The organism is Microlunatus sp. M237 (assembly GCF_056896895.1).
On the sequence record NZ_JBXHBL010000002.1, the window covers coordinates 61,441 to 85,246 of the forward strand.

Consider the following 23,806-nt stretch of genomic DNA (forward strand, 5'->3'; position numbering starts at 1 on the left):
TCGCTTTCTGTTGGTACTGGGGCAGGAACGGGTGGCTGGATCAGCCGACCGCGCCTTCCATCTGCAGCTCGATCAGGCGGTTGAGCTCGAGGGCGTACTCCATCGGCAGCTCGCGGGCGATCGGCTCGACGAAGCCGCGCACGATCATCGCCATCGCCTCGTCCTCACCCATCCCCCGGCTCATCAGATAGAACAGCTGGTCCTCACTCACCTTGGACACGGTGGCCTCGTGGGCCATCGACACGTCGTCCTCGCGGACATCGACGTAGGGATAGGTGTCGGAGCGGGAGATGGTGTCGACCAGCAGCGCGTCGCACTTCACCACCGACGCCGAGTGGGAGGCGCCTTCTTGGACCTGGACCAGGCCGCGGTACGACGTACGGCCACCGCCGCGGGCGACCGACTTGGAGATGATCGAGCTGGACGTGTGCGGCGCGCAGTGCACCATCTTGGAACCGGCGTCTTGGTGCTGACCCTCACCGGCGAAGGCGACCGACAGCGTCTCACCGCGGGCGTGCTCGCCCATCAGGTAGACCGCCGGATACTTCATGGTGACCTTGGAGCCGATATTGCCGTCGATCCACTCCATCGTCGCGCCCTCCTCGCAGGTGGCGCGCTTGGTGACGAGGTTGTAGACGTTGTTCGACCAGTTCTGGATCGTGGTGTAGCGGCAGCGGGCGCCCTTCTTCACGATGATCTCCACCACGGCCGAGTGCAGCGAGTCTGAGGAGTAGATCGGCGCGGTGCAGCCCTCGACGTAGTGCACGTAGGCATCCTCGTCGACGATGATCAGGGTCCGCTCGAACTGGCCCATGTTCTCGGTGTTGATCCGGAAGTACGCCTGCAGCGGGATCTCCACGTGCACGCCCTTCGGCACGTAGATGAACGAGCCACCCGACCACACCGCGGAGTTCAGCGCGGAGAACTTGTTGTCACCGACGGGGATGACGGTGGCGAAGTACTCCTGGAACAGCTCCGGGTACTCCTTGAGCGCCGTGTCGGTGTCGAGGAAGATCACGCCCTGCTTCTCGAGCTCCTCGTTGATCTTGTGATAGACCACCTCGGACTCGTACTGAGCGGCCACGCCGGAGACGAGCCGAGCCTTCTCCGCCTCGGGGATGCCCAGCTTGTCGTAGGTGTTCTTGATGTCGGCGGGCAGGTCGTCCCAGCTGGCCGCCTGCTTCTCGGTGGAGCGGACGAAATACTTGATGTTGTCGAAGTCGATGCCGTCGAGCTCGGCGCCCCAGGTCGGCATCGGCTTGCGCTCGAAGAGCTTGAGGCCCTTCAGTCGCAGGTCGAGCATCCACTGCGGCTCGCTCTTGAGCGCGGAGATGTTGGCCACCACGTCGGTGGTCAGGCCACGCTTCGCGACGGCACCGGCGGCGTCGGAGTCCGCCCAGCCGAAGCGGTAGCGGCCGAGCGCCTCCAGGTGCTGGTCCTGGCTCTCGCCGGTACCGGCAAAGCCCGGCGCCTGGCCGGTGGTGGTCGGCTCTGAGGTCTGCGTCATGCTATGGGCCTTTCCGTGGGGGTCGAGTTCGGTACAGCGGGGACGTCATCCGGTGACGGATCGGCGCCGACGGGCAGATGCGGGATGTGCGTGGTGCAGACGCCGTCGCCGTGCGCGATCGTGGCGAGGCGTTGGACGTGCACCCCGAGCAGGCGCGAGAAGACGTCGGTCTCCGCCTCACACAGCTGGGGAAACTTCTCGGCGACGTGCGCCACCGGGCAGTGGTGCTGGCAGAGCTGTTCGCCCACGGCCGAGGGCCGGGTGGACGCGACGTATCCGTCACCGCTGAGAGCGGCGGCCAGCGTCTGTGCCGGCGTCGTGTCGGGACCCGCGGCGGCCAGCTGGGAACGGTAGCGCTCCTCCACGCCGCTGACGCGAGACTCGGCATAGCGGGCAACCGCCTCCGGACCTGCGTGGTCGTGCAGGAACTGCAGGGCCGAGATGGCCAGCTCGTCGTAGGCGGAGTAGAACTCGGTGCGGCCCCGGTCGGTGAGCACGAACACCTTGGCCGGACGGCCGCGGCCGCGGGAGCCGTAGACCCGCTGGTCGCGGGCCTCGACAGCGCCGCGCTCGCTCAGCACATCGAGGTGCCGTCGGATGCCGGCGGCGGTGAGGCCGAGGCGCTCCGCCAGCTCGGCCACCGTGGACGGACCGTGCTGCAGGATCGAGCTGGCCACCCGCTGCCGGGTGGAGGCGTCGGGGTCGGTCGGCGCCGGGGCGCCGGGAGCCGACGGCCCAGGCACGCGTGATGCGACGCTCTGGGAAATTTTCACAACACCATTGTGCTCTTATTCATCCGGGCCATTCAAATAAGGGCCGCCTTAGCCAGGATGCACCCCGGGAGCGAGCCGCCCTCAGGCAGTCAGGACGTCGGCCAGATCGAAGCTGACGGGCTCCTCCAGCTGCTCGAAGGTGCACGAACGGGGGTCCCGGTCCGGGCGCCAGCGATTGAACTGCGCCATGTGGCGGAATCTGACCCCTTCCATGTGCTCGTAGCGCACCTCCACCACCAGCTCGGGCCGCAGCGGCGTGAAGGACAGGTCCTTGCCGACACTCCAGCGGCTGCCCTCCGACGCCCGCGGCGTACGGGTGCCCTCCTCCTGCCGTGCCCATGCCCACGGATGGTCGTCGAACGTGGTCACCATCGGCTGCAGCTCGGCGAAGAGCTCCGCGCGGCGGGCGGCCGGGAAGGCGCCGATGACCCCCACCGAGACCAGCACCCCCTCGTCGTCGTACAGCCCCAGCAGCAGTGAGCCGATCAGCTCGGGGCCGCTCTTGTGGGTGCGGTAGCCGGCCACCACACAGTCGGCGGTCCGCTCGTGCTTGATCTTGTACATGGCCCGCTTGTCCTGCAGGTAGCCCACCGACAGCGGCTTGGCCACCACCCCGTCCAGACCGGCCCCCTCGAACTGGTGGAACCAGTCCTGCGCCACCGCCGGGTCCGCGGTCAGCGGCGTCAGATGGATCGGCGGCGCGGCGTCGGCGAAAGCCTGCACCAGGCCGGCTCGCCGCTCGACGAAGGGACGACCGGTCCAGTCCTCGTCCCCCAACGCCAGCAGGTCGAACCCGACGAACCGCGCCGGCGTCTGACCGGCCAGCAGCGCGATCCGGCTCGCCGCCGGGTGGATCCGCTGCTGCAGCGCCTCGAAGTCCAGCCGGTCACCGGACTCCCCGACCACGATCAGCTCGCCGTCCACCACGCAGCGCGGCGGGAAGTTGGCCTTGACCGCCGCCACCACCTCGGGGAAGTAGCGCGTCATCGGCTTCTCGTTGCGGCTGCCGATCTCGACCTCGTCGCCGTCGCGGAAGATGATCGAGCGGAAGCCGTCCCACTTGGGCTCATAGGCGTACTCGCCGGTAGGGATCTGCTTGACCGACTTGGCCAGCATCGGCGCGACCGGGGGCTGCACGGGGAGGTCCATGCCCCCATTGTGGCCGAGGCCGGCCGAGCCCGCGCCCGACGCGGCACAGGGTCAACAGGGCCGCCGACGCGGCACAGGGTCAACAGGGCCGCCGACGCGGCGGGTGGTCAACAAGACAGACACTAGACTTCTTCGGTGCCTATCGCCGACGTCGCCCTCCTCGTCGACGACCTGACCGTACGTTTCGCCGGCCGTGCCGCCCTGGACGGGCTCAGCCTGACCGCCGAGCGCGGAGAGCTGACCGCACTGCTCGGCCCGAACGGCGCCGGCAAGACCACCCTGATCCGCTGCTGCACCGGCCTGCTGGCCCCGGACCGCGGCCGGGTGGAGGTGCTCGGGCAGCTCCCGGGATCCGTCGCCGCGGCGACGCGGGTGGCGGCCATGCCCCAGAGCACCGGCGCCTGGTCCGGGATCAAACCCGTGGAGCTGCTGCGCTATCTGGCCAGCCTGTACGCCTCGCCGCTCGACGTGGCGGCCCTGGTCGACCGACTCGGCCTGACCGAGTTCGCCGGTACGCCCTACCGCCGGCTCTCCGGCGGCCAGCAGCAGGCGGTCAACCTGGCGGGCGCCCTGGTCGGACGCCCGGAGCTGGTCTTCCTCGACGAGCCGACGGCGGGCATGGACCCGCACGCCCGGCACGCCACCTGGGACCTGCTGCGCGAGTTGCGTGCCGCAGGCGTCACCGTCGTGCTGACCACCCACGCCATGGACGAGGCGCAGGAGCTGGCCGACCGGGTCCACATCGTCGACCGCGGCCGGGTCACGGTCTCCGGCACCGTCGCCGCCCTCACCCGCAACGGCCAGACCCTGGAGCAGGTGTTTCTGGCCAACACCCGGGTGGCCGTCCCGAGTGGAGGGGACCGCAGATGACCGCCCTCGACTTCTCCCCCGCGCCCGGCGCGGCTCCGGCGGTCCGCCGGGTGGTGGCGCACGGGCTGACCGAGGCGAAGCTGCTGGTCCGCAACGGCGAGCAGCTGCTGCTCGCCCTGGTCATCCCGATCGGCATCCTGGTCGGCGGTCACCTGCTGGGCGGTCGGTTCGGCGACCTTCGGGTCCTCGTCCCCTCCATCCTCGCGCTCGCGATCTGGTCCTCGTCGTTCACCTCAGTGGCCATCGCCACCGGATTCGAGCGCCGCTACGGCGTGCTCGAGCGGCTCGCCCCCACCCCGCTGGGCCGGTCGGGGTTGCTGGCCGGCAAGTCGTTGGCCGTGCTGCTGGTCGTGCTCGGTCAGCTGGTGGTGCTGAGCGCCGTCGCGCTGGCCCTCGGCTGGCGACCCCAGGGCTCCTGGGCGTCGACGCCGTTCGCGGTGCTGCTGGTGCTGATGGCGGTGGCGACCTTCGTCTGCCTCGCGCTGGCCCTGGCCGGTCGCCTCCGTGCCGAGACCACGCTCGGCCTGGCGAACCTGATCTACGTCGTGCTGGCGGCCGGCGGCGCCCTGGTGGTGCCGCTCAGCCGCTACGGCGACGCGGCGGCGGCGATCCGGCTGCTGCCGACGGCCGCGCTCGGGGAGGGCCTGCGTGAGGCTGCCGTGGGTACGGTGCTCTGGTGGCCGCCGATGGTGCTGGCGGTGTGGTTGGCGGTGGCTGTGGTCGCCGCCTGGAAGGGATTTCGATGGACGTCATGACCTCGCGAGCAGTCGCCGGCGACCCGGCCCGGCCGGTGGGTCCGGCGGCGCTGCGACGTTGGGCCGTCGCCGCGCTGGTGCTCAACATCCTCATCGTGGTGACCGGTGCCGTGGTACGGCTGACCGATTCCGGGCTGGGCTGTCCCACCTGGCCGCGGTGCACCGACGACGCGTACACCCCGCACCCGGAGCTCGGCATCCACGGCGTGATCGAGTTCGGCAACCGGCTGCTCACCTTCGTGCTGATCGCGGTCGCGCTGGCCGTCCTCGTGTCCGCCTGGATCGCCCGGCCGTGGCGGTACCGGCGGCGCACCCGGGTGCTGGCCACCGTGGGAGCGCTCGGAATCCCGGTGCAGGGCGTCATCGGCGGCATCACCGTGCTGACCAAGCTGAACCCATTCGTGGTGGCTCTGCACCTGCTCGCCTCGTTCCTGCTGATCGGGCTCGGCGTCGCCATGCTGCGGACCGCGTTCGGGGTCCGTCCCCGCCCGGTCGACCGGCTGCGCCGCCTGGTGGTCCGGGCCAGCTTCGTGTTGATGGTGCTCACCGTCTGGTTGGGCACGGTGGTGACCGGGAGCGGACCGCACGCCGGCGACTCGGGGGCGCGCCGTACCGGTTTCGACGCCGTGTTCGTCACCCACGTGCATGCCGTCGCGGTCTACGCCACGGTGGCCTTCACCCTGGCCGCCCTGGTGCTGCTCCGCAGCCGCGCGGCGCTGGTGTTGCTGCTGGTCGAGCTCGCCCAGGGCGTGATCGGATTCGTCCAGTACTTCAGGGGCCTGCCGATCGTGCTCGTCGCACTGCACCTGCTCGGCGCCGCACTGTCGGTGGCCGCCGCAACCAACCTGCTGCTCTCGGTCAGCCAGCCGCAACCGGAGCCACCGCAGCCGGCGGAGGATCCGCAGCTGCGCGACCGGGATCGGACGGCCGTCAGCCAGTAGCGCTCGCCGGGACGCGGACAGGTCGCCACCGGCCGGGCAGCGCCGGATCAGGGGCCGGGGTACGCGTCGTCGGTCAACATCCACGCCTCGCGCCGGGTGCCGTCCCAGCGGCGGCAGGCGCGGACCCGGGTGACGAGGTCGTCCGGTCCCAGCACCGACATGACCGACTCCAGGACGACTCCGGCCGCGTGAAGTGGCACCCGGCGGGCCAGCGTGACGTGAGGGCTCCAGCGCCCGGGCCCGAAGTGCCCGCCCGGGTCGGCGGCGCAGATCTCGGCCACCCGCCGCTGGAGCGCAAGCAGCGCCGCCGACGGTATGACCGAGCGGACCAGCACACTCCGGCTGCTGCCGGGTGCGTCCGGGTCGAGCCGAAGGGGCGGGAAGAACAGCACACCGCCCAGCCGGACCTCCAGATCCAGACCGGCAACGGCCTCGCGCAGCGGTGCGTCCAGGTCCGGGTCGATCAGCGACCCCGCGAACAGCGTCAGATGCGGTCGGTGATGTGGCGACGGTGGGTCGCGCCGTTCGCTCGACAGCCCGGCGTCGGCGAGGGCCGCCCAGGCTCGCCGGACCTCGTCCTCGGCGGGGGGATCGAGCAGCAGCTCGACGGAGTGGGCCACGGCGGCGGGTCAGATCGGCAACCGGGTCAGCCAGGTCAGGTCAGCTAGCGGGTCAGGTCAGAACAGCAGCGGGTCGACCGCGGCGGCGATGAAGACCAGAGCGAGGTAGGAGTTGGACCAGTGGAAGAGCCGCATCGGCTTCAGCGCGGCGTCGGTCAGTCCGGCGTTGGCCCGGCGGAGCAGCTGCACCGACTCCCAGAGCAGCGCCGCTCCGGTGACGGCCGCCACCAGCGGATAGAGCCAACCGGTCCCGGCCACCGGCCACAGCAGGAGGGACACGGCCACCGTGGCCACGGAGTAGGCCAGGATTCGCCGGGCCACGGCGGGGGCCTCCATCACCACCGGCAGCATCGGCACGTCCGCGGCGGCGTAGTCCTCCCGATAGCGGAACCCCAGCGCCCAGGTGTGCGGCGGGGTCCAGAAGAAGACGATGGCGAACAGCACCAGCGGCACCCAGCCCACCGACCCGGTCACCGCGGTCCAGCCGATCAGCGGCGGGAAGCACCCGGCGATGCCGCCCCAGACGACGTTCTGTGACGTACGGCGCTTCAGCCAGATGGTGTAGACGAAGACATAGAAGGCATTGGCCGCCAGGGCCAGGCAGGCGGACAGCCAGTTGACGAAGAACCCGAGCCAGAGTGTGGCGGCGACCCCGAGGACGGCCCCGAACACGGTGGCGGCCACCGTGCCGACGGCGTGCCGTGGCAGCGGCCGACGGCGGGTACGACGCATCCGCTCGTCGATGTCCCGGTCCAGCACGCAGTTGAAGGCGTTGGCGCTGGCCGCGGCGAAGCAACCACCGACCATGGTGGCCAGCACCAGGCCGAGCGGCGGCACGCCTCCGGCGGCCAGGAACATCGCCGGAACGGTGGTGACAAGCAGCAGCTCGATGATCCGCGGCTTGGTCAGGCCGACGTACGCGCTCAGCACGTCGCGGACGCTGACCGCCGGGGTCGCATCCGCCCGCTGGGGTGGCGACGATGGACCGTCCGCCGTGACCGGACCGGATACGTCGACGCTCGTCACAAGACCTCTCACAGGTATCGCCCCAGACACCCCCGCGAGGTGGGAGGTACCGTCACGCAGTCTATGACCCGATTCCGCGGATAGCACTTCGGTCGCCGAGAGACGTGTCACATCGACGGCGCACGGGTACGTCCTCATGGCCGGTCACTGTCGACTACCCCGAACCGCCGTTTCATCCAACCCGAGAGACTGCCTCTTCGCCGGTCGAGACCCCGTTCCGGCGCCATCAGTGCCACGCTAGGCTCGCCAGTGTTGCCGCCCGAGGTGAACTCGGGGCCCATCTCGGAAGGACTGCACCACCGTGACGAACTCCGCACCCAGCCAGAACCTGTACCCCGAGGGCTGGACCGATCTCGACTCGCGTGCCGTGGACACCGCCCGGGTGCTTGCCGCCGACGCTGTCCAGAAGGTCGGCAACGGTCATCCCGGCACGGCGATGAGCCTGGCCCCGGTGGCGTACCTGCTCTTCCAGAAGGTGATGCGACACGATCCGGCCGACACCCACTGGCCCGGACGCGACCGGTTCGTGCTCTCCTGCGGCCACTCCAGCCTCACGCTCTATCTGCAGCTCTACCTCGGCGGCTTCGGGCTCGAGCTCGACGACATCAAAGCCCTGCGCACCTGGGGATCGAAGACGCCCGGTCACCCGGAGTATCGCCACACCGACGGCGTTGAGATCACCACCGGCCCGCTCGGCCAGGGCATCGCGAACGCGGTCGGCATGGCCATGGCCGCCCGCCGCGAGCGTGGCCTGCTCGATCCGGACGCCGCACCGGGTGAGTCGCCGTTCGACCACCAGATCTTCTGCCTGGCCTCCGACGGTGACATCGAGGAAGGCATCACCTCGGAGGCGTCCTCGCTGGCCGGCACCCAGCGGCTGGGCAACCTGACGGTGATCTATGACCGCAACCACATCTCGATCGAGGACGACACCAACATCGCCCTGACCGAGGATGTCGCGGCTCGCTACCGCGCGTACGACTGGCACGTTCAAGAGATCGACTGGACCAACGACGGCACCGCGTACGCCGAGAATGTCGCCGCGCTCCAGGATGCGCTGGACGCCGCCCGCCAGGTGACTGACCGGCCCAGCTTCATCAGCCTGCGCACGATCATCGGCTACCCGGCCCCGACCAAGCAGAACACCGGCAAGGCCCACGGCTCGGCGCTCGGCGAAGACGAGGTGAAGGCGACCAAGGAGGTGCTCGGTTTCGACCCGGAGCAGACCTTCGAGGTCTCCGATGAGGTGATCGCCCACACCCGCAAGCTGGTCGAGCGCGGCGAGCAGGCCCGCCGCGACTGGCAGTCCTCCTTCGATGCGTGGGCCGAGGCCAACCCCGAGGGCAAGGCCTTCTACGACCGGATGGTCACCGACGAGCTCTCCCCCGGCTGGGAAGAGGCGCTGCCGAGCTGGGACGCAGACCCGAAGGGCATCGCCACCCGCGCCGCCTCGGGCAAGGTGCTGACGGCGCTGGCACCGAAGCTGCCGGAGCTGTGGGGCGGCTCGGCGGACCTGGCCGAGTCCAACAACACCACCCCCGAGGGCGAGCCGAGCTTCCTGCCGAGCGACCGGCAGACCAAGATGTTCTCCGGCGGCCCCTATGGCCGGGTGCTGCACTTCGGCATCCGCGAGCACGCCATGGGCGCCATCCTCAACGGGATCAAGGTGCACGGCGGTCTTCGCCCGTACGGCGGCACCTTCCTCACCTTCAGCGACTACATGCGCGGAGCGGTCCGGCTGGCGGCGCTGATGAAGCTGCCGGTCACGTTCGTCTGGACCCACGACTCCATCGGCCTCGGCGAGGACGGCCCGACCCACCAGCCGATCGAGCACCTGGCCGCGCTGCGCGCCATCCCCGGGCTGGACGTGGTCCGCCCGGCCGACGCCAACGAGACCGCCGCGGCCTGGGCAACCATCCTCCGCAACGGTGACCGGCCCGCCGGACTCATCCTCAGCCGGCAGAACCTGCCGATCGTGCCGCGTGGCGAGGACGGCTTCGCCGACACCTCCGGCGTGGCCAAGGGCGCGTACGTCCTCAAGGACTGCGACGGCACTCCCGACGTGATCCTGATCGGCACCGGCTCCGAGGTCCAGTACGCACTCGCCGCGCAGGAGCAGCTGGCCGGCGACGGCGTGCAGGCCCGGGTCATCTCGATGCCGTGCCGGGAATGGTTCGACGAGCAGGGTCAGGACTACAAGGACTCGCTCATCCCGCCGGACGTGCGCGCCCGGGTCAGTATCGAGGCCGGCGTCAGCATGGGCTGGCGTGACCTGGTCGGCGATGCCGGCCGGATCATCAGCATCGAGCACTACGGCGCCAGCGCATCGGGCGCCAAGCTGTTCGAGGAGTTCGGCTTCTCCGCCGACACCGTGCTGGCGGCGGCTCGCGAGAGCATCGAGGCCGCCGGTGCCAGCACCAGCGCCCCCACCCACGCCGCTGCCGCCGGATCCAAAGGTCCGGCCGACACCGTCGAGGACCCCGGCGTCACGATCAGCTGAGCAGCTGACCCCGCACGATCCGCGCAGTTCCTCTTCCACAGGAGAACACCATGAGTGATCGACTGAAGGCTCTCGCCGATGCGGGAGTTTCCATCTGGCTCGACGACCTGTCCCGCGAGCTCCTCGACACCGGCGAGCTCTCGCGGCTGATGTCGGAGGCCTCGGTGGTCGGCGTCACCACCAACCCGACCATCTTCGCCAGCGCCCTGACCAAGGGCGAGACCTACAACGACCAGGTGAACGAGCTCACCGGCCAGGGTGCCTCGGTGGAGGAGGCGATCACGGCGATCACCACCACCGACGTCCGCAACGCCTGCGACCTGTTCGCCGCCACCAACGCGGCCACCGGCGGGATCGACGGCCGGGTCTCGATCGAGGTCGAGCCGGGGCTGGCCAAGGACACCGACGGCACCATCGCCCAGGCCAAGCAGCTGTGGGAGATCGTCAACCGGCCGAACGCGCTGATCAAGATCCCCGCCACCGTCGAAGGATTGCCCGCCATCACGGCGACCCTCGCGGCCGGGATCAGCGTCAACGTCACGCTGATCTTCGCCCTGGACCGCTACCAGGCGGTGATGGACGCCTACCTGAGTGGACTCGAACAGGCGGCCGCCGCCGGCCATGATCTGAGCCAGATCCACTCGGTGGCGTCCTTCTTCGTCTCGCGCGTGGACACCGAGGTGGACAAGCGTCTGGACGCCATCGGCAGCGACGAGGCCAAGGCGCTCAAGGGCAAGGCCGCCCTGGCCAACGCCCGGCTGGCCTACGCCGCCTACTCCGAGGCCTTCGCCTCCGACCGGTTCGCCCGGCTGGCCGACCAGGGAGCTCGGGTGCAGCGACCGCTGTGGGCCTCGACCGGGGTCAAGGACCCGTCCCTGCCGGACACGCTCTACATCAGCGAGCTGGTGGTCGCGGGCACCGTGAACACCATGCCGGGCAAGACGATGGAGGCCTTCGCCGACCACGGCGAGGTCAAGGGCGACACCGTCACCGGCACCGCTGCCGAGGCGCAGCAGCTGATGGACTCTCTCGCCGGTGTCGGCGTCGACTTCGCCGACGTGGTGTCGGTGATCGAGGCCGAGGGCGTGCAGAAGTTCGAGAAGTCGTGGGGTGAGCTGGTGGAGACGGTCAGCCAGGCGCTTCAGGGTGACAGCCCGGACCCCAAGGACAGCTGACCCGTGTCCCTGAGCTCCGCCGAGCGGGTCAACCCGCTCCGTGACCCGCAGGACCGCCGGCTGCCGCGGATCGCCGGCCCCTGTGTGCTGGTGATCTTCGGTGTCACCGGCGACCTGTCCACCAAGAAGCTGATGCCGGCGGTGTACGACCTGGCGAACCGTGGCCTGTTGCCTCCCGGCTTCGCCCTGGTCGGGTTCGCCCGTCGGGACTGGGAGAACCAGGACTTCGCCCAGATCGTGCACGCCGCCGTCAAGGAGAACGCCAGGACCCCGTTCCGCGAGGAGGTGTGGAAGCAGCTGTCGGAGGGCATCCGCTTCGTCTCCGGGCAGATCGGGGACGACGAGTCCTTCGCCAACCTCAAGTCGACCATCGCCGACCTGGACGAGGCGCGCGGGACCGGCGGCAACCACGCCTTCTATCTCTCCATCCCGCCGAGCCTGTTCCCGACCGTGGTCGGGCAGCTGCGTGACCACGGTCTGGCTGAAGAGCAGCAGGGTCGGTGGAGCCGGGTGGTGATCGAGAAGCCGTTCGGGCACGACCTGGCCAGCGCCCAGGAGCTCAACCGGGTGGTCTCCAGCGTGTTCCCCTCGTCGTCGGTGTTCCGGATCGACCACTACCTGGGCAAGGAGACCGTCCAGAACATGATGGCGCTCCGGTTCGCCAACCAGCTGTTCGAGCCGGTCTGGAACAACAACTACGTCGACCACGTGCAGATCACCATGGCCGAGGACATCGGCATCGGCGGTCGCGCCGGCTACTTCGACGGCATCGGCATCGCCCGCGACGTGATCCAGAACCACCTGCTGCAGCTGCTGGCGCTGACGGCGATGGAGGAGCCGACGTCGTTCGAGGCGCGCCAGCTCCGGGCGGAGAAGCAGAAGGTGCTCGCCGCCACCCGGCCGCCGGCACGGATGGATCTGCACACTGCCCGGGGCCGCTACGTCGGCGGCTGGCAGGGCGGCGAGAAGGTCAAGGGTTATCTCGATGAGCAGGGCATCCCGGCCGACTCCAAGACCGAGACCTTCGCCGCCATCCGGGTCGACATCGAGAACCGTCGCTGGGCCGGGGTCCCGTTCTATCTGCGGACCGGCAAGCGGCTGGCGCGGCGGGTGACCGAGATCGCGCTGGGGTTCAAGCGCGCCCCGCACCTGCCGTTCACGGCCACCGACACCGAGGAGCTCGGCTACAACGCGTTGGTGCTGCGGATCCAGCCCGATGAAGGCGTCACGCTGCGGTTCGGGGCCAAGGTGCCCGGCACTCAGATGGAGATCCGCGAGGTCAACATGGACTTCGCCTACGGTGGCTCGTTCACCGAGTCGTCGCCGGAGGCGTACGAGCGACTCATCCTCGACGTGCTGCTCGGCGACCCGCCGCTGTTCCCACAGCACGAGGAGGTCGAGCTGTCCTGGAAGATCCTCGACCCGATCCTGGACTACTGGGCCAGCATCGACGACCGGCCCGATGACTACGCCGCGGGTGGCTGGGGACCGCAGAGCGCGGTCGACATGCTCGCACGCGACGGCTTCACCTGGCGTCGGCCATGACCGCGGCACAGCGGACGACGGTTCCCGCACCGACCGGGAAGGGCGACCTGCCATGGTGATCACGCTGGAAGGCACCAACTCCTCCAAGATCTCCTCGGCGTTGATCCGCGCCCGGCGCAGTGCCGGCAGGCCGGCGATGGGCATGGTGCTGACCCTGATCATCGTCTGCGACGAGGCGGGGTACGAGAACGCTCTCGAGGCCAGCACGGCAGCGAGCCGCGAGCACCCGTCGCGGATCCTGCTGGTGGTGACCGCGACAGGTCGCCAGGCCACCCTGGACGCCGAGGTGCGGATCGGTGAGGGAGCACCCGGTGAGGTGGTCGTCATCCGGATGCGTGGCGCGATCGCCCACCACCCGGCGTCGGTCGTCCGACCGCTGCTGTTGCCCGATTCGCCCGTGGTCATCTGGTGGCCGGGCAAGTGTCCGGCCAACCCGGCCACCGACGAGCTGGCGGGTCTCGCCGTCCGACGGATCACCGACGCCATGGGAACGGCGCGCCCGATGGCCGCGCTCAAGGCCAGGGCCGAGACCTACGCCCCGGGCGACACCGACCTGAGCTGGACCCGGCTGACGCAGTGGCGGGCCCTGCTGGCGGCGAGCCTGGACCAGTACCCGGCGACGGTGCGGCATGCGGTGGTCGAGTCCGAGCGGTCCAATGCCTCCGCCGACCTGCTGGCGGCGTGGCTGGAGGACCGGCTGAAGGTCGAGGTGACCCGGGCCAACAGCGCCGGCCCGGGTATCACGGCGGTGCGGATGACCACCGCCGCCGGCGACATCGCGATCACCCGACCGGACGGCCTGCTCGCGTCGTATGCGGTGCCCGGCCAGCCCAACCGACTGGTCGCGCTGAAGCGGCGCGACGTCAGTGACCTCATCACCGAGGAGCTGCGCCGGATGGACGACGACGACATCTTCGAGCGAGCGGTCAAGGCCCTCAAGCAGCGTGAGGAGAAGGCCTCGGCCACGAGGGCGACAGCGAAGCGGACTGGGGCCAAGAAGACGAGCCCACAGAAGAAGGGCGCACAGAAGACGACCACCACGAAGACGGGGGCCACGAAGACGCCCGCAGCGAAGAGGACCCCCGCCACGGCGGCGTCGAAGAAGACCACCGCGCGGTCCGCAACCGATCGAGCTGCGGCGTCGCCCCGGGCGGCCCGCAAGCGAGCGGCGAAGGCCGCCGACAGCGTGGAGGGCTGAGCCCGTGGTCGCAGCAGAGCTGGTCGCGCACGCCGGAGCCGACGAGGTGGCCGAGGCGCTGGCCGGCAGACTTCTCGAACGGCTCGCCGAGGTTCAGGCCGACGGTGCGGTTGCGCAGCTCTGCCTCACCGGCGGGCGAATCGCCACCCGCGCCTACACCCGCCTGGCGCAGCAGGCCGACACGGCAGTGGGCGTCGACTGGTCCCGGGTGGAGCTGTGGTGGGGCGACGAGCGGTTCGTGGCCGCCGACGACGACGACCGTAACGCCGAGCCGGTTCTGACCCTGCTGGCGCCGCTGGGCCTGGACCCGGCCCGGGTGCATGTGATGCCGGCCGCCGACTCGGATCTGGAGCTGGACGTCGCCGCGCAGACCTACGCCGATGAGCTCGGCGACACCGTCTTCGACATCTGTCTGCTGGGCATGGGGCCGGACGGCCACGTCGCGTCATTGTTCCCCGACCACGACTGGTCGCAGAGCAGCCGCACCGTGATCGGCGTCCGCGACTCCCCCAAGCCGCCGCCGCTGCGGACCAGCGTGACCCTGCCGGTGATCAATGCGGCCCGCGAGGTCTGGTTCTGTGTTGCGGGAAGCGACAAGGCCGAGGCGCTGGCCCAGGCCTGGACCGGCTCGGCCGAGCTCCCGGCCGGCGCCGTGTCGGGCGCCGAGCGGACTCTCTGGCTGGTCGACGCCGAAGCGATGTCGGCCCTGCTGGACCGGCCCCTCACCTGACGGCGAGGACCGGCCCGAACGACACCAGGCTCAGTAGATGACCTCGCCGCGGGCGCGCCGGTCGCGGAGCGCCTGCAAGGCCTCCTTCAGGATGTCGTCGGCTTCCTTGTCGGTCCGACGCTCCTTCACATAGGCGAGGTGGGTCTTGTACGGCTCGATCTTCGGCGGCGGCGGCGGGTTCAGCGAGTCGAGGTTGGCCGGCAGACCGCAGCGCGGGCAGTCCCACGTCTCCGGCACCTGGGCCTCCGCGGCGAAAGCAGGCTTGGTCTCGTGCCCGTGTGCGCAGAAGTACGATACGTACAGACGAGGGGCAGCGTCCCCGCGCTCAGCCTCCCCCATTGGTCCGGCGCCGACCCGGCTGCCACGAATGGCACTTCCACCAGCCACGTTCGTTCTCCCTCGTTTTTACGTTGTGAAAGAGCTCAGGACTCAGGACTGCAGGCGATACAGAAGGCCGAGCGCGATGATGCTCGCCAACCAGACAACGCCGATGATGATCGTCAACCGGTCGAGGTTGCGTTCGGCCACCGACGAGCCGCCCATCGAGGAAGAGATACCGCCACCGAAAAGGTCGGACAGGCCACCACCGCGCCCCTTGTGCATCAGCACAAAGAGCGCGAGCGTGACACTGGTGATGACCAACACGATCGAGAAGATCAGGATCGGGGTGGTCATCATAGGCACGGGCACGAAAATCACTGACGTACTCTAACCCACGGCGCGGACATTGTTGGCCTCCGTGTCAGAGCAGCGGGAGGTCGTAGAACCGGGCGATCGCGGAGAACTCGTCGATCACCAGGCTGGCGCCGCCGACCAGGCAGCCGTCCACGTCGGGCTGCGCCATGATGGCCGCGACACTGTTGGACTTGACCGAGCCGCCGTAGAGCACCCGCACCTGCTCGGCCACCTCCGCACCGTGCACGTCGCCGATCCGGCTGCGGATGGCGGCGCAGACCTCCTGGGCGTCGTCGGGGGTCGCGACCTCGCCGGTCCCGATCGCCCAGACCGGCTCGTAGGCGATCACCAACGTGGCGACCTGCTCGGCCGGGACGCCGTCCAGCGCGCCGTCGACCTGGGCGAGCGTGTACGCCACGTGCTCGCCTGCCTGCCGCACCTCGAGCCCTTCGCCGACGCAGACGATCGGGATGATCCCGCCCGACAGCGCCTTCTTCGTCTTGGCGTTGACCAGCGCGTCGTCCTCGTGGTGGTACTGCCGCCGCTCGGAGTGGCCGACGGTGACATAGCCACAGTTGAGCTTGGCCAGCATCTCGACCGAGATCTCGCCGGTGTACGCCCCGTTGTCGTGCGCGGACACGTCCTGGGCACCGTAGCCGAGGCTCAGTCGGTCCCCCTCGATCAGCGTCTGCACGCTGCGCAGGTCGGTGAACGGCGCCAACACGACCACCTCGGACTTGTCCGGGTCGTGCTTCTTGTCGTCCAGGGTCCAGGCCAGCTTCTGCACCAGACCGACGGCCTCGAGGTGGTTGAGGTTCATCTTCCAGTTGCCGGCCATCAAGGGCTTGCGTGCCATGTCGTGGGTACTTCCTTTATCAGTGGGTGGGGTCTTCGAGGACGGCGAGACCCGGCAGGGTCTTGCCCTCCAGGTACTCCAGGCTGGCGCCACCGCCGGTGGAGATGTGGCCGAAGTCGTCGTCGGCGAATCCGAGGTCACGCACCGCGGCGGCGGAGTCACCACCACCGACCACGGACAGCCCGTCGACCTCGGTCAGGGCCTGCGCGACCCCGCGGGTGCCGGCGGCGAAGTTCTCCCACTCGGCGACCCCCATCGGGCCGTTCCAGAACACCGTCGTGGAGCCGGCGATGACCTCGGCGAAAGCTGCGGTCGAGTCCGGGCCGATGTCCAGGCCCAGCTGGTCGGCCGGGATCGCGTCGGCGGCCACGACGCTCGGCGGCGCGTCGGCCTTGAACTCGGGCGCCACCACGATGTCGGTGGGCAACACGATGCGCTTGCCGCTGGCGGCGGCGTCGTCGAGGTAGCCCTTGACCGCGTCGATCTGGTCGGCCTCCAGCAGGCTCTTGCCCACCTCGTGGCCCTGGGCGGCGAGGAAGGTGAAGACCATCCCACCGCCGATGACCAGGGTGTCGGCGGTGGTGATCAGGTTCGCGATGACGGCGAGCTTGTCGGAAACCTTCGCGCCACCCAGCACCACGGTGTAGGGCCGCTGCGGCTCGACGGTCAGCCGCTTGAGCACCTCGACCTCGGCCTTGACCAGGCTTCCGGCCGCGTTCGGCAGCCGCTTCGCCAGGTCGTAGACGGAGGCCTGCTTGCGGTGCACGACGCCGAACCCGTCGGAGACGAAGACGTCGCCGAGAGCGGCGTACGCGTCGGCGAGCTCGCCCCGGACGGCCTCGTCCTTGGACTCTTCGCCCGGCTCGAAGCGGACGTTCTCGAGCATGGCGACCTCGCCGTCGGCCAACGCGGCCACGGTCCGGCGTGCCGACTCCCCGACCACGTCAGCGGCCAGGGTGACCTCGGTGCCGAGCAGCTCCGACAGCCGGGCTGCGGCTGGAGCCAGCGAGTAGGCCGGGTTGACCTGCCCCTTGGGCCGGCCGAGGTGCGCCAGCACGACGACACGGGCACCGGCGTCACGCAGCTGGGTCAGCGTCGGGACCGAGGCACGGATCCGGCCGTCGTCGGTGATGGTGGTGCCGTCCAGCGGGACGTTCAGGTCGCAGCGGATGAGTACTCGCCTGCCGCGCAGGTCACCGAGATCAGATACAGACTTCACGTGAGGTCAACCCTTCGAACGAGATCGGCCGGACAGCCCCATCCTCCGCCGTCCACCAGGGGGCGGCGCGGAGGACGAGCTGTCCGGCAGGGGGTGGAGCTGGGATCAGAGCGACTTGCCGACGATGGTGACGAGGTCGGCGAGGCGGTTGGAGTAACCCCACTCGTTGTCGTACCAACCGACGACCTTCACCTGGTTGCCGATCACCTTGGTGAGGCCGGCGTCGAAGATGCAGGAGTGCGGGTCGGTGACGATGTCGGAGGACACGATCTCGTCCTCGGTGTACTTCAGGTAGCCCTTGAGGGGGCCCTCGGCGGCAGCCTTGACGGCGGCGTTGACCTCTTCGACGGTGGTCTCGCGACCGGCCTCGAAGGTCAGGTCCGTGGCCGAGCCGGTGGGGATCGGCACCCGGAGGGCGTAGCCATCGAGCTTGCCCTTCAGCTGCGGCAGCACCAGGCCGATGGCCTTGGCGGCACCGGTCGAGGTCGGCACGATGTTGAGGGCCGCGGCGCGGGCGCGACGCAGGTCCTTGTGCGGGCCGTCCTGCAGGTTCTGGTCCTGGGTGTACGCGTGGATCGTGGTCATCAGACCCTTGACGATGCCGACGGACTCGTCCAGCGCCTTGGCCATCGGGCCGAGGCAGTTGGTGGTGCACGAGGCGTTGGAGATGATGTGGTGGTTCGCCGGGTCGTAGTCGCCGTCGTTCACACCGAGGACGATGGTGATGTCCTCGTTCTTGGCCGGGGCGGAGATGATGACCTTCTTGGCGCCGCCGTCGATGTGGGCCTTGGCCTTGGTCGCGTCGGTGAAGATGCCGGTCGACTCGATCACGACGTCCACGCCGAGCTCGCCCCACGGCAGCTTGGCCGGGTCGCGCTCCTCGAAGACGCGGATGGACTTGCCGTCCACCGTGATGTCGGTCTCGGAGGCTTTGACCTCGCCGGACAGACGACCGAGGATCGAGTCGTACTTGAGCAGGTGCGCCAGGCTGGCGTTGTCGGTGAGGTCGTTGACAGCGACGATCTCGATGTCGGCGCCGGAAGCCTGCACAGCGCGGAAGAAGTTGCGGCCGATTCGGCCGAAACCGTTGATACCAACACGTACGGTCATGTGTGCGTACTCCTCAAGATAAGGGGATCGTTCGGGTCTTGGGTCCACTGACCACAGTAACGAATTCGCCGACGCCCGGTTGCTACCGGTTCTGCGGCTGGTCTTAAGCAGGTCCTGGCCGACGAGGAGACGCGCAGCGGCGGCGCCTCCGGTCCCCGCTCACTCCTCGTCGTCAAGCATCTCCGGGCTGAGGTTCGCCTCGGTGTTGGGGATGCCCAGCTCTGCGGCCCGCTTGTCGGCGGTGGCCAGCAGCCGCCGGATCCGGCCTGCGACCGCGTCCTTGGTCAGCTGCGGGTTGTGCAGCTGACCCAGCTCCTCCAGGCTCGCCTGCTTGTTCTCGACCCGGAGCACGCCGGCCGCCTTCAGGTGGTCGGGCACCTGGTCGCCCAGAATCTCCAGCGCCCGTTCCACCCGTGCCCCGGCGGCCACCGCGGCCCGGGCCGAGCGCCGCAGGTTGGCGTCGTCGAAGTTGGCCAGCCGGTTCGCGGAGGCGCGCACCTCGCGGCGCATCCGGCGCTCCTCCCAGGCCAGCAGCGACTCGTGCGCGCCGAGCCGGGTCAGCATCGCGCCGATCGCGTCGCCGTCGCGGATCACCACCCGGTCGATGTTGCGGACCTCGCGGGCCTTGGCTGAGATCCCGAGCCGGCGGGCGGCTCCGACCAGCGCCAGGGCGGCCTCGGGGCCGGGGCAGGTGATCTCCATCGCCATCGACCGACCCGGCTCGGTCAACGAGCCGTGGGCCAGGAACGCTCCGCGCCAGGCCGCGACGCAGTCGCAGATTCCGCCGCTGACGACCTGGGACGGGAGGCCACGGGCCGGGCGGCCGTGGGAGTCGATCAGCCCGGTCTGCCGGGCGAGGGCTTCGCCGTCTTTGATCACCCGGACGACGTAGCGGGTGCCGCGACGGATGCCGGCCCCGTTGACGATGACCAGGTCGCTGGGGTGGCCGAACACGTCACTGATGTCGGTCCGCAGTCGGCGCGCGGCGGCGCCGGTATCCAGCTCCGCCTCGATGACGATCCGGCCGCTGACGATGTGCAGACCGCCCGCGAACCGAAGGGTGGACGCCACCTCAGCTTTGCGGCAGCAGGGCTTGGTGACCTTGATGGTCGCCAGTTCTGCCTTCACCTGCGCGGTCATAGCCATTGGTGCATGATGCCACGACTACGCGCGGCCGATGTACCCCCCGGGCCTTGACCGGTTCAGACGCCCATCACCTCGGCGTACGCCGACGCGAGCCGCAGGGGGTCGTGGCGGGGGCTCTTGTCCCGTGCCGCCAGATCGGCCACCACCAAGGTGGCACCGAGAGAGCGCGCGTACGCCCCCAGATGCCGGTCGTAGCCGGCGAAGGTCTCGTCGGCCAACACCACGTCCAGCCGCAGCGCCGGTGCGTGCTCGGCCAGCAGCTCCAGGTGCCGGGCGGCGGAGAACCCCTCGGTCTCCCCCGCCGTCTCCAGGTTGAGGGTCAGCAGCCGCCGGGCCGGGGTGGTCTGGACGGCCTCCGCCAGCTGCGGCACCAGCAGGTGCGGGATGACCGAGGTGAACCACGAGCCGGGACCGAGCACGATCCAGTCCGCCTCCATCACCGCGGCCACAGCCTCCGGGGCCGCCGGCGGGTCGACCGGCGTCAGCCGGACCGAGCGGACCTCGGCCGTCGTCTTGGCCACGGCGGCCTGCCCGCGGATCGAGCCGACCTCGTCCGGCAGCAGCGGGTCGAGGCCGATGACCTCGGCTTCGATCCCGAGCGGCACCGACGACATCGGCAGCACCCGGCCCTTGGCGCCGAGCAGCCGTGACAGCAGCTCCAGGCCCGCCACCGGGTCACCGAGGCGCTCCCACACCCCGGCCAGCAGAAGGTTGCCGATCGGGTGGCCGCCCAGCCCCCCGTCACCGCTGAAGCGGTACTGCAGCAGGTCGGCCCAGGTCCGACCGGTCTCGTCGTCGCCGCAGAGCGCAGCCAGCGCCATCCGGAGGTCGCCGGGGGGCAGGCAGTTGAGCTCGTCGCGCAGCCGGCCCGAGGAACCGCCGTCGTCGGCCACGGTGACGATCGCGGTCAGTCGATTGGTCACCCGCCGCAGAGCACTGAGCGAGGCATACAGGCCGTGCCCGCCGCCGAAGGCCGCCACCGAGGGCAGGCTGGCCAGCAGGTCATCGGGTCGGTGCCCGGCGCGACGGCTCACTCGCGTCCCACATCGCGGTGCAGGACCTTCGTCGGCATGCCCAGCTTCCGCAGCCGGCGGCCGAACTCCTCGGTCATGGCTGTGCTGCGGTGCTTGCCGCCGGTGCAGCCGATGGCGATCGTGACGAAGCGCTTGCCCTCTTGGATGTAGCCGGCCGCCGTCACCTCGAGTAGCGCCTGCAGCCGCTCCAGGAACGGCTCGGCGCCGTCGCGGCTCAAGACGTAGTCGCTGACGGGCCGGCTCAGCCCGTTCTGCGGCCGCAGGTCAGGGACCCAGTGCGGGTTGGGCAGGAACCGGACGTCCAGGACGAGGTCGGCGTCGACCGGAATGCCGTTCTTGAAGCCGAAGGAGACCAGGGTCACCCGGAGCCGGTCGTCGTTGGTGCCGCCGTACGCGTGTGCGACCCGGGAGCTGAGCTGGTGCACGTTCAACGACGACGTGTCGATGACCAGATCGGCAGCGGCCCGCAGGGTCGCCAGCATGCCGCGTTCGGCGCTGATGCCGTCCAGCAACCGCCCGTCGCCCTGCAGCGGATGCGGTCGGCGGACCGACTCCTGCCGACGGACGATGACGTCGTCGGTCGACTCCAGGAACAAGATCTCCGGAGCGAGCCCCGTCGCGCTGAGGTCGGCGAACATCGTCGGCAGCTGCTCGAAGAACGAGCGGGTCCGGACGTCGAGGACCACAGCCAGCCGGGTGATCCCGGTGTTCGCGGCCAGCCGGCACACCTCCGGCAGCACGCTGGGCGGGAGGTTGTCCACGACGTACCAGCCGAGGTCCTCCAGGGCATTGGCCGCGGTGCTGCGGCCGGCACCCGACATCCCGGTGACAACGACCACCCGCGGCTCGGGGCGACGCTGGCTGGGCGGGGCGCCGATGAGCTCCTCCGGGGTGGCCTCGGCGGTCCCGGCAGCAGGTTCGGTGGTCATGCGGGTCATTATCGCCTCCGGGACGTGACCGGGGCCACGGCGGGCCGGGTCAGTCGAGGATCTCACCGGTGGCCGTGTTGACGGACTCGCGCTGCGGCGCCCCGTCGAGGGCCGACTTGATTGCCACGGCGGTCTTGGTGCCGAAGCCGGGCACCTGGGCGATGTCCTCCACCCGGGCTGCGCGGAGCTTCTTCAGCGAGCCGAAATGGGCCATCAGCGCCTTGCGGCGCACCTCGCCCAGTCCGGGGACGTCGTCGAGCAGCGACTCGACCATCGACTTGCTCCGCCGGCTGCGGTGATGGGTGATCGCGAACCGGTGCGCCTCGTCCCGGAGCCGCTGCAGCAGATAGAGACCCTCGCTGGTTCGCGGCAGGATGACCGGCTCCTCCTGATCGGGCAGCCAGACCTCCTCCAGTCGCTTGGCGAGCCCGCACAGTGCCACGTCGGTGATGCCGAGCTCCTCCATCGCCTGCGCCGCGGCGGCCACCTGCGGCGGTCCGCCGTCCACCACGACCAGCGCCGGGGCGTACGCGAACTTGCGGGGTGCCCCGGTGGTCGGGTCGATCAGCATCGGGCCGTCCTCGTCGCCGGCGTCGACCGGCTTCATCGAGGCACGGTCGTCCAGCAATCGGCGGAACCGCCGGCTGATCACCTCGTGCATCGAGGCCACGTCGTTCTGGCCGTCGACGTCGCGGATGACGAAGCGGCGGTATTCGCTCTTGCGCGGCAACCCGTCCTCGAACACCACCATCGACGCCACCACCTCGGTGCCTTGCAGGTTGGAGATGTCGAAGCACTCCATCCGCAGCGGCGCGGTCGGCAGCTCGAGTGCCTCCTGGATCTCCTCCAGGGCGCGGTTCCGGGTCGACAGATCCCCGGCCCGGCTCGTCTTGTGCCGGATCAGCGTCTCGCTGGCGTTGCGAGCGACGGTCTCCATCAGCGTCTTCTTGTCACCGCGCTGCGGCATCCGGATGGACACGGCGGACCCCCGCCGCTCGCTCAGCACCCGGGCCAGCGCGTCGGCCGTCGCCGGCACGGCCGGGACCAGGATCTCCCGCGGGATGGTGACCGGCTCGCTGGAGCGCGCGTCACCGAGCAGCTGGTCGGCGTAGAGCTGGACCAGGAACTTCTCGATCAGCTCCCCGGTGCCGGCGTCGTCGACCCGGTCCGCGACCCAGCCGCGCTGGCCCCGGACCCGGCCGCCGCGGACGTGGAAGATCTGCACGGCGACCTCGAGCGGGTCCTCGGCGAGGGCGATGACGTCGGCGTCGGTGCCGTCGGTGAAGACGATGGCGTTCTTCTCCGTCGCCTGCTGCAGCGCACCGATGTTGTCGCGCAGCCTCGCCGCCCGCTCGAAGTCGAGCTCGGCGCTGGCTGCCTTCATCTCGGTCTCCAGCCGCTTGATCAACGGCGCGGCCTGGCCGGCCATGAACTGGCAGAAGTCCTCGACGATGGCGCGGTGCTCGTCCGCGCTGACCCGGCCGACGCAGGGGGCGGAGCACTTGTCGATGTAGCCGAGCAAGCAGGGCCGGCCGATCTGCCGGTGGTTCTTGAACACCCCCGCCGAGCAGGAGCGCATCGGGAACACCCGCAGCAGCAGGTCGACCGTCTCCCGGATGGCCCAAGCGTGCGAGTACGGCCCGAAGTATCGGTTGCCCTTCCGCTTGGGACCGCGGCCCACCATCACCCGCGGGAACTCCTCGGCGAGGGTCACCGCCAACCACGGATATGACTTGTCGTCGCGGTACTTCACGTTGAACCGCGGGTCGAACTCCTTGATCCAGGAATACTCCAGCTGCAGCGCCTCGACCTCGGTCTGCACCACGGTCCAGTCCACCCGGGCCGCGGTCAGCACCATTGACTGCGTCCGGTGGTGCAGGTTGGACAGGTCGGCGAAGTAGGAGTTGAGCCGTGACCGCAGGCTCTTCGCCTTGCCGACGTAGATCACCTGGTTGTGCTCGTCGGAGAACCGGTAGACACCGGGAGCCTCGGGGATCGACCCGGGAGCCGGACGGTAGGACGACGGATCTGCCACGCGTCCAGCCTAG

General features: G+C 69.9%; 22 protein-coding genes. 8 read left to right on the forward strand and 14 right to left on the reverse strand.

Annotated features, from left to right (window positions below):
* Positions 1 to 40 precede the first annotated feature (40 nt).
* The 3 genes from sufB to AC1XX3_RS06520 all read right to left on the reverse strand — a co-directional run bounded on the left by sufB (position 41) and on the right by AC1XX3_RS06520 (position 3,429).
* Positions 41 to 1,507, reverse strand: a complete 1,467-nt coding sequence (gene sufB / locus AC1XX3_RS06510) for a Fe-S cluster assembly protein SufB (protein WP_483320277.1) — start codon at positions 1,505 to 1,507, stop codon at positions 41 to 43.
* A complete protein-coding gene (locus AC1XX3_RS06515; protein WP_483320278.1) occupies positions 1,504 to 2,250 on the reverse strand; it encodes a helix-turn-helix transcriptional regulator in 747 nt (248 codons plus the stop codon). Before AC1XX3_RS06515 ends, sufB begins: the two co-directional genes overlap by 4 nt.
* 111 nt (positions 2,251 to 2,361) lie before the next feature.
* Positions 2,362 to 3,429, reverse strand: a complete 1,068-nt coding sequence (locus AC1XX3_RS06520; RefSeq protein WP_483320279.1) for an ATP-dependent DNA ligase — start codon at positions 3,427 to 3,429, stop codon at positions 2,362 to 2,364.
* Positions 3,430 to 3,564: 135 nt separating this feature from the next.
* Between AC1XX3_RS06520 and AC1XX3_RS06525 the strand changes: the two genes are divergently transcribed.
* From AC1XX3_RS06525 to AC1XX3_RS06535, 3 genes are read left to right on the forward strand one after another with little or no spacing between them, the layout of a single operon-like run.
* Positions 3,565 to 4,299 (forward strand): ABC transporter ATP-binding protein, encoded by a 735-nt coding sequence (locus AC1XX3_RS06525; protein WP_483320280.1) that lies wholly within the window; start codon positions 3,565 to 3,567, stop codon positions 4,297 to 4,299.
* On the forward strand, positions 4,296 to 5,054 hold the full coding sequence (locus tag AC1XX3_RS06530; RefSeq protein ID WP_483320281.1) for an ABC transporter permease: 759 nt from the start codon (positions 4,296 to 4,298) through the stop codon (positions 5,052 to 5,054). The genes AC1XX3_RS06525 and AC1XX3_RS06530 overlap by 4 nt, the downstream gene beginning before the upstream one ends.
* Complete coding sequence (locus AC1XX3_RS06535) at positions 5,051 to 5,995, forward strand: COX15/CtaA family protein (protein WP_483320282.1); 945 nt, start codon at positions 5,051 to 5,053, stop codon at positions 5,993 to 5,995. Before AC1XX3_RS06530 ends, AC1XX3_RS06535 begins: the two co-directional genes overlap by 4 nt.
* A gap of 47 nt (positions 5,996 to 6,042) precedes the next feature.
* Here the strand turns inward: AC1XX3_RS06535 and AC1XX3_RS06540 are convergent, their stop codons facing one another.
* Both AC1XX3_RS06540 and AC1XX3_RS06545 read right to left on the reverse strand, forming a co-directional pair.
* A complete protein-coding gene (locus tag AC1XX3_RS06540; protein WP_483320283.1) occupies positions 6,043 to 6,615 on the reverse strand; it encodes a 2'-5' RNA ligase family protein in 573 nt (190 codons plus the stop codon).
* Positions 6,616 to 6,672: 57 nt separating this feature from the next.
* Positions 6,673 to 7,641 carry a heme o synthase gene (locus AC1XX3_RS06545; protein WP_483320284.1) on the reverse strand — a complete coding sequence of 323 codons (969 nt, stop codon included), beginning with the start codon at positions 7,639 to 7,641 and terminating at the stop codon, positions 6,673 to 6,675.
* 301 nt (positions 7,642 to 7,942) lie between these two features.
* On the opposite strand from AC1XX3_RS06545, the gene tkt reads away from it, so the two are divergent.
* Genes tkt through pgl form a run of 5 tightly spaced genes read left to right on the forward strand, consistent with a single transcriptional unit; the run spans position 7,943 to position 14,789 of the window.
* A complete protein-coding gene (gene tkt / locus AC1XX3_RS06550) occupies positions 7,943 to 10,141 on the forward strand; it encodes a transketolase (RefSeq protein WP_483320285.1) in 2,199 nt (732 codons plus the stop codon).
* A 50-nt stretch (positions 10,142 to 10,191) separates the two neighbouring features.
* Positions 10,192 to 11,316, forward strand: a complete 1,125-nt coding sequence (tal, locus tag AC1XX3_RS06555) for a transaldolase (RefSeq protein WP_483320286.1) — start codon at positions 10,192 to 10,194, stop codon at positions 11,314 to 11,316.
* 3 nt (positions 11,317 to 11,319) lie between these two features.
* Positions 11,320 to 12,861: a glucose-6-phosphate dehydrogenase gene (gene zwf / locus AC1XX3_RS06560; protein ID WP_483320287.1), complete on the forward strand. Its 1,542-nt coding sequence runs from the start codon at positions 11,320 to 11,322 to the stop codon at positions 12,859 to 12,861.
* A gap of 52 nt (positions 12,862 to 12,913) precedes the next feature.
* A complete protein-coding gene (locus AC1XX3_RS06565; protein ID WP_483320288.1) occupies positions 12,914 to 14,059 on the forward strand; it encodes a glucose-6-phosphate dehydrogenase assembly protein OpcA in 1,146 nt (381 codons plus the stop codon).
* Positions 14,060 to 14,063: 4 nt separating this feature from the next.
* Entirely contained in the window at positions 14,064 to 14,789 is a 726-nt protein-coding gene (gene pgl, locus AC1XX3_RS06570) for a 6-phosphogluconolactonase (protein WP_483320289.1), read from the forward strand.
* Between the two features lie 30 nt (positions 14,790 to 14,819).
* Here the strand turns inward: pgl and AC1XX3_RS06575 are convergent, their stop codons facing one another.
* From AC1XX3_RS06575 to uvrC, 9 genes are all read right to left on the reverse strand, one after another.
* Positions 14,820 to 15,176 carry an RNA polymerase-binding protein RbpA gene (locus AC1XX3_RS06575; protein ID WP_483320290.1) on the reverse strand — a complete coding sequence of 119 codons (357 nt, stop codon included), beginning with the start codon at positions 15,174 to 15,176 and terminating at the stop codon, positions 14,820 to 14,822.
* Between the two features lie 42 nt (positions 15,177 to 15,218).
* The gene (secG, locus tag AC1XX3_RS06580; RefSeq protein WP_483321153.1) at positions 15,219 to 15,464 is read right to left on the reverse strand and encodes a preprotein translocase subunit SecG; all 246 of its coding nucleotides are present in this window, start codon (positions 15,462 to 15,464) and stop codon (positions 15,219 to 15,221) included.
* 67 nt (positions 15,465 to 15,531) lie between these two features.
* Positions 15,532 to 16,320 carry a triose-phosphate isomerase gene (gene tpiA / locus AC1XX3_RS06585; RefSeq protein ID WP_483320291.1) on the reverse strand — a complete coding sequence of 263 codons (789 nt, stop codon included), beginning with the start codon at positions 16,318 to 16,320 and terminating at the stop codon, positions 15,532 to 15,534.
* Positions 16,321 to 16,339: 19 nt separating this feature from the next.
* Entirely contained in the window at positions 16,340 to 17,539 is a 1,200-nt protein-coding gene (locus AC1XX3_RS06590; protein WP_483320292.1) for a phosphoglycerate kinase, read from the reverse strand.
* 105 nt (positions 17,540 to 17,644) lie between these two features.
* Entirely contained in the window at positions 17,645 to 18,649 is a 1,005-nt protein-coding gene (gene gap, locus AC1XX3_RS06595) for a type I glyceraldehyde-3-phosphate dehydrogenase (RefSeq protein WP_483320293.1), read from the reverse strand.
* 159 nt (positions 18,650 to 18,808) lie between these two features.
* Positions 18,809 to 19,795: a DNA-binding protein WhiA gene (whiA, locus tag AC1XX3_RS06600; protein WP_483320294.1), complete on the reverse strand. Its 987-nt coding sequence runs from the start codon at positions 19,793 to 19,795 to the stop codon at positions 18,809 to 18,811.
* A 56-nt stretch (positions 19,796 to 19,851) separates the two neighbouring features.
* On the reverse strand, positions 19,852 to 20,829 hold the full coding sequence (locus tag AC1XX3_RS06605; RefSeq protein WP_483320295.1) for a gluconeogenesis factor YvcK family protein: 978 nt from the start codon (positions 20,827 to 20,829) through the stop codon (positions 19,852 to 19,854).
* Entirely contained in the window at positions 20,826 to 21,650 is an 825-nt protein-coding gene (gene rapZ, locus AC1XX3_RS06610) for an RNase adapter RapZ (RefSeq protein ID WP_483321154.1), read from the reverse strand. Before rapZ ends, AC1XX3_RS06605 begins: the two co-directional genes overlap by 4 nt.
* A gap of 157 nt (positions 21,651 to 21,807) precedes the next feature.
* The gene (gene uvrC / locus AC1XX3_RS06615) at positions 21,808 to 23,793 is read right to left on the reverse strand and encodes an excinuclease ABC subunit UvrC (protein ID WP_483320296.1); all 1,986 of its coding nucleotides are present in this window, start codon (positions 23,791 to 23,793) and stop codon (positions 21,808 to 21,810) included.
* Positions 23,794 to 23,806: the final 13 nt, after the last annotated feature.

What these genes read in the sequence shown, in the direction of transcription:
- sufB (WP_483320277.1), bottom strand. Translation starts at nt 1,507, where the DNA reads ATGACGCAGACCTCAGAGCCGACCACCACCGGCCAGGCGCCGGGCTTT.
- AC1XX3_RS06520 (WP_483320279.1), bottom strand. Translation starts at nt 3,429, where the DNA reads ATGGACCTCCCCGTGCAGCCCCCGGTCGCGCCGATGCTGGCCAAGTCG.
- AC1XX3_RS06530 (WP_483320281.1), top strand. Translation starts at nt 4,296, where the DNA reads ATGACCGCCCTCGACTTCTCCCCCGCGCCCGGCGCGGCTCCGGCGGTC.
- AC1XX3_RS06535 (WP_483320282.1), top strand. Translation starts at nt 5,051, where the DNA reads ATGACCTCGCGAGCAGTCGCCGGCGACCCGGCCCGGCCGGTGGGTCCG.
- tal (WP_483320286.1), top strand. Translation starts at nt 10,192, where the DNA reads ATGAGTGATCGACTGAAGGCTCTCGCCGATGCGGGAGTTTCCATCTGG.
- AC1XX3_RS06565 (WP_483320288.1), top strand. Translation starts at nt 12,914, where the DNA reads ATGGTGATCACGCTGGAAGGCACCAACTCCTCCAAGATCTCCTCGGCG.
- secG (WP_483321153.1), bottom strand. Translation starts at nt 15,464, where the DNA reads ATGACCACCCCGATCCTGATCTTCTCGATCGTGTTGGTCATCACCAGT.
- tpiA (WP_483320291.1), bottom strand. Translation starts at nt 16,320, where the DNA reads ATGGCACGCAAGCCCTTGATGGCCGGCAACTGGAAGATGAACCTCAAC.
- gap (WP_483320293.1), bottom strand. Translation starts at nt 18,649, where the DNA reads ATGACCGTACGTGTTGGTATCAACGGTTTCGGCCGAATCGGCCGCAAC.
- whiA (WP_483320294.1), bottom strand. Translation starts at nt 19,795, where the DNA reads ATGGCTATGACCGCGCAGGTGAAGGCAGAACTGGCGACCATCAAGGTC.
- rapZ (WP_483321154.1), bottom strand. Translation starts at nt 21,650, where the DNA reads ATGTCGGGTGCCGGCCGCAGCACCGCGGCCAATGCCCTGGAGGACCTC.